Origin of the sequence: Streptomyces narbonensis, from assembly GCF_014649015.1 — a bacterium.
Classification (GTDB): Bacteria; Actinomycetota; Actinomycetes; order Streptomycetales; family Streptomycetaceae; genus Streptomyces; species Streptomyces narbonensis.
Window position 1 is genome coordinate 49,953 of sequence record NZ_BMSF01000027.1, and the last position, 13,840, is coordinate 63,792.

At 70.1% G+C, this 13,840-nt stretch carries 6 protein-coding genes; 3 read left to right on the forward strand and 3 right to left on the reverse strand.

Annotated elements, in window-relative coordinates; genetic code table 11:
- Position 1: 1 nt before the first annotated feature.
- From IE124_RS32330 to IE124_RS32340, 3 genes are all read right to left on the reverse strand, one after another.
- Positions 2 to 385 carry a DUF3037 domain-containing protein gene (locus IE124_RS32330; protein ID WP_189513283.1) on the reverse strand — a complete coding sequence of 128 codons (384 nt, stop codon included), beginning with the start codon at positions 383 to 385 and terminating at the stop codon, positions 2 to 4.
- Positions 382 to 1,227, reverse strand: coding sequence for a HipA family kinase (locus IE124_RS32335; RefSeq protein WP_189513286.1), 846 nt, complete (start codon positions 1,225 to 1,227; stop codon positions 382 to 384). Before IE124_RS32335 ends, IE124_RS32330 begins: the two co-directional genes overlap by 4 nt.
- A 466-nt stretch (positions 1,228 to 1,693) precedes the next feature.
- A complete protein-coding gene (locus IE124_RS32340; protein WP_189513288.1) occupies positions 1,694 to 7,816 on the reverse strand; it encodes a non-ribosomal peptide synthetase in 6,123 nt (2,040 codons plus the stop codon).
- Positions 7,817 to 8,036: 220 nt separating this feature from the next.
- Here IE124_RS32340 and IE124_RS32345 point away from each other — a divergent pair, with 220 nt between their 5' ends.
- The 3 genes from IE124_RS32345 to IE124_RS32355 all read left to right on the forward strand — a co-directional run.
- Positions 8,037 to 9,614, forward strand: a complete 1,578-nt coding sequence (locus IE124_RS32345; RefSeq protein WP_189513290.1) for a (2,3-dihydroxybenzoyl)adenylate synthase — start codon at positions 8,037 to 8,039, stop codon at positions 9,612 to 9,614.
- A 47-nt stretch (positions 9,615 to 9,661) separates the two neighbouring features.
- Positions 9,662 to 10,327, forward strand: a complete 666-nt coding sequence (locus IE124_RS32350) for an FMN-binding negative transcriptional regulator (protein WP_189513292.1) — start codon at positions 9,662 to 9,664, stop codon at positions 10,325 to 10,327.
- Between the two features lie 303 nt (positions 10,328 to 10,630).
- A partial coding sequence (locus IE124_RS32355) for a non-ribosomal peptide synthetase (protein ID WP_268246769.1) occupies positions 10,631 to 13,840 on the forward strand: 3,210 nt, incomplete at its 3' end.

Consider the following 13,840-nt stretch of genomic DNA (forward strand, 5'->3'; position numbering starts at 1 on the left):
CTCAGCGCACCAGCAGATCGAGGAGGCGCTCCACCTCGGCCTCCGGGTCGGCGGTGAGGCCCGTGTGCACGGGACCCGGCTGCACGACCGTGGAGCGCGGCGCGATCAGCCAGCGGAAGCGCCGGCCCGCGTCGTCTCGCGCGGCCTGCCCGGCGTCGTCGCCGCCCAGGCAGACCCCTTCCACGGCGCGCAGCGCGGCCCGGACGCCCGTGACGTCCGCCGCCGGGTCGAGGACCGCCAGCTTGGCCTCGTCCAGGTGGGTGCGGGCGGCGACGTAGGACCGGGCGCGGCAGTAGACGACCACGCCCGCGTTGAAGCACTCGCCGCGCTCGACCCGCGGCACCACGCGCAGCAGCGCGTACTCGAATACATCGCGCTGGGTCACGTGGTGCTGTCCTTCTCGGTGGAGTGCGTCCGGGGCGCGAGGCGCTCGGCCAGCCAGCCGGGCGGCTGCTGGGGGCGGTTCTCGGTGCGGGGGCCGAGCGTGATCCGCTCGTGGATGGTGGCGGCGCGGGGCAGGAGGGCCTCGACATAGGCGGCGCGCACCTCGTCGGTGCCGGAGAAGCCGGGCTCTTCGACGAGCCACTCGTCGGGTACGTCGGCGGCGACCGCTTCGAGCAGCTCGCGGGTGACGAGCGGCGCCAGTTCGGCGGCCGCGGCGGCGACGTCCGGCGCGAAGGGCGCGAGCGCGTGGTCGGAGGCGTCGTAGGGCTTGGCCGCGGAGGCCTGCGCGCCCGGCCAGTTGTGGTGCCAGATCATGGTGGCGCCGTGGTCGATGAGCCACAGATCGCCGTGCCACACCAGCATGTTCGGGTTCCGCCAGGACCGGTCGACGTTGTTGATCACGGCGTCGAACCAGACGACCTTGCCGGCCTCCTTGGGGTCGACCTCGTACGCCAGCGGGTCGAAGCCCAGCGAGCCGGGGAGGAAGTCCATGCCCAGGTTGAGGCCGCCGCTCGCCTTGAGCAGCTCCTGGACCTCCTGGTCGGGCTCGGAGAGACCGATGACCGGGTCGAGCTGGATGGCGACGAGCTCGGGCACGCGCAGCCCGAGCCTGCGCGCGAGCTGTCCGCAGACGACCTCGGCGACGAGGGTCTTGCGACCCTGGCCCGCGCCCGTGAACTTCATGACGTAGGTGCCGAGGTCGTCGGCCTCGACGATCCCGGGGAGCGAGCCGCCCTCACGCAAGGGCGTGACATAGCGGGTCGCTACGACTTCTTCCAACACTTTCCCAGGCCACCCATCTTTTCCATCTTATGATCCACGGACGACTTCTCCGGGGCGTAGAGGCAGGAATCGCCGGTCAACGGCGCTGGGGAGAACCTGGGGAGTTCGGCCGGCGAGCCGGGATCCCCGCTCCCCGAGTAGACCGCCGATGGTGCCGCGCCCCTCGCTGCCGGCCTCCGACATGAAGTGAGCATAGTAACCGAGGGTGATCGCCAGGGAGGAGGTCCGAGCCACCGCGCCTGGGCCAGGGGGTGTCGAGGGTGCGGGCGGCGAGCGCAGGGCGCGGCCTGGACAGCCGTTTCGCGCCCTGCTCGAAGCCCGGCCGCAGCAGGAGCAGGTGAACTCGTCCTACCGGGAACAGAACCTAGGGGGTGTCGTCACATTCCCGTCGTCGCCCGAAGGGCGGCCCCGCGGCGTCTGGTGCGTGCCAGACGCCGCGGGGCAGACGGGAATGTGACGACAGGTCCTAGTGCGGCGGGACCCGGGGTGCGGCCTCAAGTGCGGCGGCCACCGTACGGATCGAGGCGTTTTCGAACAGCCGAACCAGAGGCAGCTCATGGCCGAACGCCGTGGACAGCCGCTGCCGGATGGCGATGAGCTGCACGGAGTCAGCCCCGAGGCCGAAGAGATTCTCCGTGACTCCGGCGCGGTCAAGCCCGAGCGTCTCGGCGACGATCGCCGCGACCCGCGCCTCCGTATCGGATCCCGGTTCGACGGCCTCGACGCCGGTCTCGGGTTCGCCGGCCAGTTCCTCAAGACGGCGACGGTCCACTTTGCCCTGGTCGGTCAACGGCAGTTCGTCGATCACGCGGATCCTGCTCGGCACCATGTGCGCGGGCAGCGCGTTCACCGCGAGTTCGCGCACCTGGCCGGCCAGACCGGCCGGCCCCGCCCCCCGAGCCGACGGGACGCCGACGCCGACGCCCATGGCCTCGCCCGGTTCTGGAAGCGCCACTCCGCCGAGCAGGCCGTGCAGCAGCACTTCGTCCTCGCCCAGGCTGAAGAGCGCGCGTAAAGGCTGCTCGTCCCGCAGCAGTCCGATCTGGCACAGCCCCAGCGGGCCCTCGGTGGCCGACTCGGCCAGCAGCTGACTCATCGCGCCCGCCTCGATGAGGCAGAAGTCGTGGGCGCGCCGCCCGTACATCGGCTCGACCTCGGCCATCGGGCCGACGAGAAACAGGTGGAACGCTGCCGAGGAGAAGGCGTCCTGGTTCATCGAGAGGTGTACGGACGCCGGCAACTCGACACCACTACCCAAGGTGCACAGCCGGTGTGTCATCGGGTCGTAGTAGTAGGAGCCGCCGGGCAGCCCGTCGACTCGCCCGGGGCGGACGTAGACATAGGTCCGCACCGGGTACAGCGATCCGGCCGAACCGTACCGGTACTTCGGCACCGGGCGGTGTTCGGCGCCGACGGCCCGCAAGCAGTGGAGCAGCCGGGCGAGTTCGGCCAACGGAACCTCGGTCGCCGCGAACCGCCGATGGCTGCGCCGCCGGTTCCACCGGCGGTCGGTCCGCTCCGGGTCATGGAAGTCGGGCAGTCCGACCGCCGGCGAGGTCAGGTCGGCACGCCGGCCACGCTGGGCCGCGGTGACGGCCGCGCGGTCGGCGGCATCGGTGATCACGGCGCCGAGCAGGCTCTCGTACTCGGCACCCTCGCCACCGGCTTCCTCAGCCGGGGCCGGCCGTCGCACACGGTCCGGAACGACGAACGTGGTGAGGTGCGGGTGGTAGCGGGTCCCCGTGGCCGTGGTGACGGCCCTCGCGATCGCCGGGTGCCGGCCGAGCGTGGCGTCGATCTCGCCGAGCTCGATCCGGAAACCACCGATCTTGACCTGACCGTCCGTCCGTCCCAGGAACTCGATCGTGCCGTCCGGCCGCCACCGGCCCAGATCCCCGGTGCGATAGAGCCGCTCTCCGGACACGGGGTGGATGATGAACCGCTCCGCAGTGCGCACCGGGTCGTCCCAGTACCCCTCGGCCAGCCCCAGGCCGCCGATGTACAGCTCGCCCACCACCCAGACCGGGCAGTTCTCCAACCGGTCGTCGAGGACATGGACACGCTGATTCGTCAGCGGCCGGCCGTACGGGATGGAGTCCCACGCGGGGTCGACCTCGCCGATCTCGTAAAAGACGGACCAGATGGCGGCCTCGGTGGCCCCGCCCAGCGAGATCAGCCGGCACCCGGGCGACCACGCGCGCCAGCGGTCGGGCAGGCCGACGGGGATCCAGTCACCGGACCACAACGCCACCCGGACACCGGCCAGCGCAGTGGCCCGCCGACCGCCGGCACCCAGCTGAGTGACGACCATCTCCGCGACCGCGGGCACACTGTTCCACACCGTCACCGCATGCTCGGCCGACATTTCCAGCCAGTGTTCCGGATCCCGCTGCGAGCCGGGACGCGGCAGCACCAGCCGGCCGCCCGCCCCCAACACCCCGAACACATCGAACACGCTCAGGTCGAAGCTCAGCGACGACAGACCCAGCACCGTGTCGTCGGCCCCGATCCCGAAGCGGTCGCAGACGTCCGTACACGTGCCCAGCGCGGCCTGATGCGAGACCGCCACGCCCTTGGGCGCACCGGTGGAGCCGGAGGTGAAGAGCACGTACGCCACATCCGTGGCCTTCGCCGGCGATGTGGCGAGCCGTCGGGCCCTGTCCCGGCAGTCCTCCACTTCCACGACCCGAACCGTGTCAGGCCACTGTCGGTGGTCGTCGCCCGCGCGGACGAGGACCACTGAACAGCCCGCCGCCGCCAGCAGTTCGGCACGCCGCCGCGGAGGCAGATCCACATCCACCGGCAGATAGGCGCGGCCTGCCAGATGGACGCCCAGCACAGCCACCACCTGCTGTGCCGACTTCGACATCCCCACCGCGATCAACGCGCCCGGGTCGGCGTCCGAGTCCAGGAGGGTTTCCGCGACCCCGGACGCCCACCACCCCAGATCCCCGTACCGCAACAGGTCGCCGTCGGCCGTCACCACCGCCACCCGGTCCGGCTCGCGCTCGGCCCAGCCCATCACCCCGTCGGCCAACGACGCCGACGGAGTCACCGCACCGTCCGTCGCGTCCACCCGGGCCACGAACTCGTCCAGGCCGGCACCGCGGGCATCCGCGCCGCCCGACCACGCCCCGGCGTCGACCAGACCGTCGAGCAAGCCGCAGTAGGCGTCGAACATCTCGTCCCGCACGCCGGGCAGGAACGCGTCGCCCGGCGAGTCCCAGTTGAACTCCAACGCCCCGGCGTTCTCGTACACCTGATGGTCCAGAAGCACCTGCGGGGTCTGCGAAATGCTCAACGTGGTCCGGCCGAGCCAGTTCTGGCCCAACGTTCCGGTGTCCCGACCCTGCTGGTCCCAGCCCTGGTCGCGGGCGCTGGCGAAGACCACCGGGCAGTGCGGGACACCCGTGGCCGAGCGCGCTCCGGCCAGCTCCCGCTGTACCGCCACCCCGTCGAACGAGCGGTGTTCCAGGTCGCGCCACAGCTGCCGGTGCAACCGGTCGGCCAGTTCGGCGATGCCGGGGCGGCCGCGGAGGTCCACTTCGAGCAGGACCACGCTGGTGAAGTCGCCGATCAGAGCATCGACGTCCGGATGCACCGGGCGCCGGCTGAACAGCGGCAGGTTCAGCAGGAATCGGTCGCTCGTGGACCAGCGCCCGAGCACGGTCGCGAAGGCCGCGAGCAACACCGACGTCGGGGTGAGCTCGTGCTGTCGCGCCAGTTGCCTGATGCGTGACCAGGACCGGGCCGGCAGCCGGTGAGCCCTTCTGCTCCACCGTGCGGGCGCGGTCGCCCCGCGCCGCCACGGCAGCCGTGGCCCCTCGGGAAGTTCGGGCACCCGTCGCAGCCAGTAGTCACGGGCGGCGACATACTCCGGATCTTCCGGATCGACGGCATGGGCGTTGACACAGTCCCGAAAGGTGGTCCGCAGCGGTGGGAGCCGCTCACCGGCGTACAGCCGCCGCCAGTCGTCGAAGAAGAGCCTGATGCTGGCCACGTCGGCGATCAGCAAGTCGATGCTGATGGCCAGGCGGATCCGGTCGCCCGGCAGGATCAGCGCCCGCACTTCCCACATCGGCCACTGACCGATCGGCCTGATCTCGTGGGACATCTCCTCGCGTACGGCGGCGGCGGTCCGCGCGCCGGACTCCGCGGAGCAGTCGGTGACCGAGAACGGGACCGGTGTGGCATCGGCTTCCGGGAGCACCCACTGGGTGCCGTCCTCCGCCACCACCGCGCGCAACATGTCGTGCCGGGAGACCAGCGCGGTCAGCGCTGTCTTCAACCGGCGCAGGTCCAGGTCGCCCGCCTCGATCTCCAGGTAGAGGTGGGTCGCGACATCGCCCCGTTCGTCGCCGGCGTGCCTGCCGACGAGGTAGGCCTGCTGGAGACCGGTGAGTCGAAAGGGCTCGAACCGATGCTCCGGGTCGGCGTGGAAAGTCTCGGACTCCGACGACGCCTGCCGAGCGTCGAGCCGGTGGACCATCAGCTCGGTGAGCTCCTCCACGGACGAACGGAGGAAGGTGGCCAGCGGAAGATCCACCTGAAGGTCCCGTTCCAGCATGGCGCGCAGTTCCATGGCGCGTATCGATTCGAGCCCCTGGGCGACCAGCGGCACGGCGGTGGGAACCTCGTCGGCGGGAACGTCGAACACATCGCCGAGGCGTCGACGCAGTTCGGCCGATATCACTCCCGCCCGCAGGGACGGGTCCAGGGCCGCGAGCAGACCGGGCAGGGCGGCGCTCCCACCGGCGGGTCGACGGTTCGCCCGCCGATCCGGTACGGACGCGGACGCGGACGGCGGACCAACCTGGAGCGGTTCGAGCAGTGTCTCGAGCTCGTCGGCAAGATAGCGGCGTCGGCACTCGCCGCGTTGGATCTTGCCGCTGATCGTCTTGGGGATCTGAGCAGGCGACACCAGAACCAGGTGGTGCACGTCCACCTCGTGCTCCGCGGTCACCGCGGAGCGGATACGCCGGGCCAACTCCGGCAGCGGAATGGGGAGCGCGTCCGTGTCCGGCACGGACTGTACGAGGACCAGCTCCTCGCCGGCGTCGCGGTCCACGGAGAACGCCGCCGCGGGCGCGCCTCGAAGCGCTGGGTGTGCCCGCTCGCCGGCCGACTCGATGTCGTGGGGGTAGAAGTTGCGGCCCCGCACAATGATCATCTCCTTGCGCCTGCCGCACAGCACCAGCTCGCCGTTGTGCAGGAAGGCCATGTCGCCGGAACGGAGATACGGACCCTCGCCGTCGGACAGCCGCGCGCCGAACGTCTCCTCGGTCAGCTCCGCACGCTTCCAATAGCCCTGGCACACGACCGGGCCGCGGATCCACACCTCGCCGATCTCGTGCTCGCCCAGCCGCCGCCTGCTCTCCGGGTCGACCACGATCACTTCGGAGTACGGACCTGGCTGACCGACCCCGACCAGGCGCAGCCTGCGTTCGCCCTCGGCGGCGGCTGCTACCGGGGCCGCGTCCGGCTCGCCGAGTACCACCGCTCTGCCCCGTTCCAGCTCGGCCGCGTCCACGTCCAGCACGAGCGGCCGGCCCCGGCGCTGCCCGGTCAGCACCATGGCCTCGGTCATGCCGAAGCCGGGGCACATGGCAGCCGTCCGGAAGCCGTGCGGCTGGTAGGCCTCGATGAACCGGGCCATGCCGTGCGCCTGGACGCGCTCGGCGGTGTTGAGGGTGGTGCGCCAGCCGGACAGGTCGAGCCCCGCACGCTCCTCCTCGCCGACCTGATCGGTGCAGAGGCCGAAGGCGAAGTTCGGCGCGCAGGACAGCACCGGCCCCGGCGTGTCGGAGATGGCGCGCAACCAGCGCAGGGGGTGTCCGACGAAGTCCTCCGGCGCCAGGAACACCGCCTGGCCGCCGAGATACTGCGACAGCATGAGGTGCACGACGATTCCGAGCGCATGGTAGGGCGATATCCAGCTGACCACGTTGCTGCCGGGCGGGAGTTGGAAGATCGTCGCCGCCTGCGGCAGCTGGTGCACCAGATTGTCGTGGCTGATCATCACACCCTTCGGCCCTCCGGTGGCCCCGGAGGTGTACTGCAGCAGGGCCAGATCGCTCCGGTCGATGGCAGGGAGGGCGAGTGGCCCGATCGCCGAAGGTTCCACGTCGTCCACCGCGATCCACGGCACGTCGCCGAACCGGCGGCGCAGCTCCCCGAGCCGGTCCCGAACCTCGCGGGTCGTCACCACCGCCGACACCTGCGCGTCGGACGCGATCTGGACCGCCCGCTCGGTGCGCGGATCGCTCTCGTCGCTCACGGGTGGCGGGCAGGTCACGACGACCGCGCCGGCGTAGAGCGTGCCGAACAGACCCACGATGAAGTCCAGGCCCGGCGGGGCGAGTATCAGCACGCGGTGGCGGGCGAGTTCGTGCGCGCCCAGCACGTCGGCCAGCGCGCGGCACAGGCCGTCCAATTCGGCACGGCTGAGCGAGACGCGCTGCCCGTGCTCGGGTCCGCCGACCGGGAACGTCAGGTGGGTGAAGGCGACCGCGTCCGGATCGCGAACCGCGTTGGCCCGCAGCATGTCGACGACGGTGCCGCTGTGGACCGTAGCGGTGACATCGGTCAAGGGACGCTCCTGTCGATGGTCGGCCCTGCGTCCGCCGGGCGCGGCCACAGTGGGCGGAGTATCTTCACCGTCCCAGGTTCCAGGCGTACGTCGCGTCCTGGCAGCTCGGGAAAGATCTCGGCAAGAGATCAGCCTGCGCGGGGCACGGCGCAGCAACGATGCGGGTGAGGAGGGACCGGGGCGATGCCGTCGACCGGTCCCGGCGACGAGGGAAGTGATCATGATCGATGGCTTCGTCCCGTGCCCCGACGGACTTGCCCAGGAGTACCACCGGGCCGGCTACTGGCTCGGTCGCCCGCTCGGCGATCTGTTCCAGGAATCCTGCGCGCTGCACGCCGACCGCGTGGCCGTCGTCTGCGGTGAACGCGAACTGACCTACGCCGAGCTGTGGGACAGGGTGCAACGGCTGACGTGCGGGCTGCTGGAGTTGGGCATCAGGCCGTTGGACCGTGTCGTGGTGCAGATGCCGAACATCCCGGAGTTCGTCGTGCTCGTCCTGGCGCTGCTGCGCGCCGGCGCCATTCCCGTCCTGGCCCTGCCCGGGCACCGGCGCGTCGAGATGGCGCATGTCGGCGCGCACAGCGACGCCGTCGCGTACGCGGTCAAGGACGAGTTCGGCGGCTTCGACTTCCGGCGGCTCGCCCGCGAGGTCCCCTTCGACGGGCATGTGCTCGTCAGCGGTGACGCCCAGGAGTTCGTCGCTCTCGACGCCCTCGAGGGTCCCCCTCGGGAGCTGCCGTCGGTCAATCCGTCCGACCCGGCGCTGTTCCTGCTGTCCAGCGGGACGACGGGGCCGCCCAAGCTGATCCCGCGGACCCATGACGAACTGGCCTACCTCATGCGGGCGACCGCCCGGGCGATGGGGGCGGGCTCGGACCTGGTCTACCTCGCGGTGAACCCGGTGTCGCACATGGCGGCCCTCACCTGCCCGGGGGTACTGGGAAGCCTGCTGCTCGGCGGTAAGGCCGTGCTCACCTCCAGTGTGCGGCCCGATGAGGTGTTTCCCCTGATCGAGCGGGAGGGGGTCACCGTCACCTCGCTCGTGCCCGCTGTACTGCGGCTGTGGGCCGACTCCGGCCGGCATCACCACGACCTCTCCCGGCTGGCGGTGCAGGTCGGCAGTGCCCCGCTCGACTCCGCCCTGGCGACGCGGGCCCGCAAGGTGTTGGGGTGCGGGCTGACGCGCTGGTTCGGCACGACCGAGGGGTTCCTCGCCCACACCAGGCTGGACGACCCGGAGGAGGTGATCGAGAACACCGAGGGCAGGCCGCTTTCCGAGGCCGACGTGATGCTGGTGGTGGGGCCGTCCGGAAAGCCGCTGCCCGACGGGGAGGCCGGCGAGTTGCTGGTGCGCGGGCCGTGCACCGTCCACGGGTACTACCGGGCGCCGGAGCAGAACGCGCGGTCGTTCACGTCCGACGGGTTCTACCGGACCGGCGACCTGGCCTGTCGACGTCCTGACGGAAACCTGGTGATCCTCGGAAGGATCAAGGACGTCATCAACCGGGCGGGCGAGAAGATCTCCCCGGAGGAGGTGGAGCGCCATCTGTGCGCCCATCCCGCGGTGCGGGACGCGGCCGTCGTCGGCGTGCCGGACCGCACCCTGGGTGAGCGGACGTACGCCTTCCTCCTGCTGGGAACCGACGTTCCGTCAGCCGCCGTCAAGACCCATCTGCGCGAGCGCGGCCTCGCCACGTACAAGATCCCTGATCGGATCGTCACGCTGGCCGAGCTGCCGCGCACCGCGATGGGCAAGATCGACAAGGAAGCGCTGCGCTGCCTGGCGCGCAGCTCGTGATGCATGCCGACACTCATCGAACGTCGAGAGACCCGGAAGGGGCGGACATGTTCGTCCCCGCAGCCTACCGTCAGCCCGATCTGAGCTGGACCGTCGACATGATCCGGTCGAACCCGCTGGCGCTGCTGGTCACCGCGGACCCCCTGGGGCCTGGTGTGCACGCCACCCACGTGCCGGTGATCCTCGATCCGACAGCCGGCGATCCGACAGCCGACGGCGCGGCGGAGATCGTCCTGCTCGGCCACATGAACCGCGCGAATCCGCATTGGGAGGCCGCGGACGCGGGCGAGGCGCTCGTGGTGTTCACCGGGCCGCATTCCTACGTCTCCCCGACCACCTACCAAACCACGCCCGCAGCGCCGACCTGGAACTTCACCTCCGTGCACGTTCGCGGTCCGGTGCAGCGACTCGGCCGGAGCGAGCCCACGCTGGCCGTCGTGCAGGCGACCGTACGTGCCTACGAGGCCGAATTCGGCACGGGCTGGGACATGGCGGAGTCGGTGGACTACTTCCGCAAGATCCTGCCCGGGGTCGGGGCCTTCCGCATCCACGCCCGACGTACGGAGGCGATGTTCAAGCTCAGCCAGGACCAACCATCCGAGATCAGGGAACGCGTCCGGGAGTCCTTCGGCAGCGACCCGAGCGGCCGCCGCGGCGAGGTCGCCGACCTGATGTGCCGCTGGCGTCGGGAAGCGGGGCCTGCCGCGCGGTGAGGAATTCCTCGCCGCCTCCGCGTCGCGCTCGTTTTCTCCACCTGGAACCCTACGCGCCCGCACCGATGCCGGAACGCGGGCGGAAAGAAGCAGGAAAGAGCGATCGTGTGACCGGCCGACACGTGGTGAACTCCGGCTGTGGGAACGCGACGCCCGTACCACCGCCCGGCGTTTCGACCCGAAACCCGGTTGCGACCTCCCGCCGAGCGCTGACGGAGACGGGCGGCAGGCTTCGGCGTCCTCGGCCGACACGCGATGTCGTGCTGTCCGACGCTCCATAAGCACACATCGAGGTGAGTGGAAATGTCATCGCTAGCCCTCTCGGCCGCCCAGGAACGCATGTGGTTCGCACACGCCATATCGCCCGACGTGCCGAACAACGGTTTGGCTTTGTGGCAGATCGACGGCGAGGTGTCCCGCTCGGAGCTCATCTCCGCGATTCGCGGGGCCGTGGCGGATGCCCGCACGCTGCTGGTCAACTTCCGCGAAGACGACGACGGCGGCCTCAGGCAGGTGTTCCGGGAAATCGGCGACTGGCAACCGTTCTCGATCGACGTCTCCGGAAGCGCCGATCCGCACGCCGCCGCGGGCGAGATCGTTTCGGACCTGGTGGGACGGCCCTTCGATTTCGGGTCGGATCTCCTGCTGCGCGCGGGGGTGATCGTCCTCGCCGAGGACCGGCTGCAGCTGGTGGTGGTGTGCCCTCACCTGACCTCCGACGGCTTCGGGATCATGAACCTCCTCTCCCGGCGGATCGCCGACATCTACACGGCACTGCGCAAGGACCTGCCGATCCCGCCGAGTACCTTCGCCGCGCCCGAAGCCTTCCACCAGGCCGACCGGCGATATCGCGGCTCGGCCCGCTCCGCCGCCGATGCGGCGTTCTGGCGCGATTACCTCGCGGGTGCCGACGAAGTGGTCCGGCTGCCGAACGGCGTCTCGAAGACCGACGTCACCGCACTGGAACCGCCCCGGCTCTCGACTGCCGCACGAATCCGGATGCGCGATTTCGAATCATGCGTTCCCGCCGCGGAGTACGCGAAATGGCAGGACGTCGCGGAATCCCTGGGTGTCGCCATGACATCGCTGACGACTGCCGCGGTCGCGGTGTTCTTCCGGCGGATGTGCCGACAGTCCGAACCGCTCTTCTCGCTCAGCGTGAACAACCGGTTCGGCGAGACGAGGGCGACCCCGGGGATGGTCCAGAACGTCCTGCCCATACGGATCGCGTTCCGGCCCGGAATATCGCTGGCAGAGCTGGCCGAGGTGGTCACCGACGAAGCCCGGGGCATCTACCGCCACTCGTCGCTGCAGATATCCGGCATCCGGCGTAACGCCGGCTTCAGCCACGAACCACGCAGTCCGTTCGGCGCAATTCTCAACCTCATCCCGTTCCTTGAACCGCTCGATTTCGACGGCACCCCGGCACGCCTCGCCGGCAGCTCGTTCGGTGTCACCGACGAGCTGATGATCTCCGTCTATGTCGACGGCACCAGTGCCACGGGCGACCTGTGCATCCGGTTCGACGCCCCTGAAGCGCTCTACGATCGGGACGACCTCGCGGCGCTGTGTTCCCGTCTGATCGAATGCCTGCGGTCGGTGATGGCCGACCCGCACGCGCCGGTGGACGTGACCCAGACCCTGAGCCCGGCGGAACTGTCCTGGCTGACCGCGCGCGAGGACACGACGACAGCGGTCCCGGACGCCACCCTCGTGTCGTTGTTCGCCGAGCGGGCGAGCGCGACGCCCGATGCGACGGCGCTGGTGTGCGACGGCGCCACCGTCTCGTACGCGGAACTGGACCGGCGCGCGAGCGGCCTGGCACAGGCGCTGGCCGCGAGGGGCGCGGGCGAGGAGCAGTTCGTGGCCGTGGCGTTGCCGCGGTCGATCGACCTCGTGGTCTCGGTGCTGGCGGTACTGAAGACGGGGGCGGCCTACGTACCGGTGGACCCGGGATATCCGGCGGACCGGATCGCCTTCATGCTCGACGACGCCGACCCGGTCCTGGTGATCACACGACCGGACGTCGACCTGCCCGCGACCGGGCACCCTCGGATCTCGCCCGATGAACGCGGCGGAGGTGTCGCGGTCCCGCCGCGACACGGCGACCAGCCCGCGTACCTCATCTACACCTCGGGGTCAACCGGGACTCCCAAGGGCGTTGTCGTTCCGCACGCGAACGTGACGCGCCTGTTCGCCGCCACCGAATCGTCGTTCCACTTCGGTCCGGATGACGTCTGGACGTTGTTCCACTCGCCGTCGTTCGACTTCTCCGTGTGGGAGATCTGGGGCCCGCTGCTGCACGGCGGACGGCTCGTCGTCGTGTCCCACCAGACCAGCCGCTCCCCCCGGGACTTTCGGCGGCTGCTGGCCGCCGAAGGCGTCACCGTGCTCAACCAGACACCGTCGGCGTTCCAGCAGTTGGCCGAGACGGACGCGGATTTCCCGGACGACCTCGCGCTGCGGCTCGTGATCTTCGGTGGAGAGGCGCTCGATCCGCGGACGCTCAGCGGCTGGTACGCACGCCACGGAGACCGGAAGCCGCGGCTGGTGAACATGTACGGGATCACCGAGACGACCGTGCACGTCACCTGCCGTCCGCTCGACGCGACCACGGACGGCAGTGTGATCGGAACTCCGATCCCGAACATGCACACGCGTGTTCTGGATGCCGGTCTGCGTCTGGTTCCGGTGGGTGTGGTGGGTGAGTTGTATGTGTCCGGGGTGCAGTTGGCCCGTGGTTATCTCGGGCGTTCGGGATTGACGGCCGGCCGGTTCGTGGCGGATCCGTTCGGTGTGGCCGGTTCGCGGATGTACCGGACCGGGGACCTGGTCCGGTGGACACGCGAGGGCGAGTTGGTCTTCGTGGGCCGGGCCGATGACCAGGTCAAGATCCGCGGATTCCGAGTCGAGCCCGGCGAGATAGAAACCGTCCTCGGCTCACACCCCGGCGTGTCACGGACCGTCGTGGTAGCCCGTGACGGTGTCGGCGGGAAACAGCTGGTCGCCTACGCCGCCGGGATCGACGGAATCCTCCCGGACGGGCAGGAGTTACGGCGGTTCCTCGCCTCCCGACTGCCGGAGTTCATGGTGCCGGCCGCAGTCGTCGTACTCGACGAACTGCCACTGACCGTGAACGGGAAACTCGACCGACGAGCCCTGCCCGAACCCGCATTCACCGGCGACACCTACCGCGCTCCCCGGAACCTCCCCGAGGAAATGCTCGCCGGACTGTTCGCCGAAGTACTGGGCCTCGACCAGGTCGGCATCGACGACAGCTTCTTCGCACTCGGAGGCCACTCCCTCCTCGCCACCCGACTGACCTCACGCATCCGAACCGTCCTCGGCACCGAAGTACCCATCCGCGCCGTATTCGACAACCCCACAGTCGCCGGACTGGCACCCTCACTCACCCACAACAAGCCAGTACAAATCCCCCTGGTGGCAAAACCCCGACCGGAACAACTGCCCTTGTCGTTCGCGCAACGCCGTCTGTGGTTCCTGCACCGCTTC

Bases quoted from the DNA above. Each gene is read 5' to 3' on its own strand.
- IE124_RS32350 (WP_189513292.1), top strand. From the start codon at position 9,662: ATGTTCGTCCCCGCAGCCTACCGTCAGCCCGATCTGAGCTGGACCGTC.
- IE124_RS32345 (WP_189513290.1), top strand. From the start codon at position 8,037: ATGATCGATGGCTTCGTCCCGTGCCCCGACGGACTTGCCCAGGAGTAC.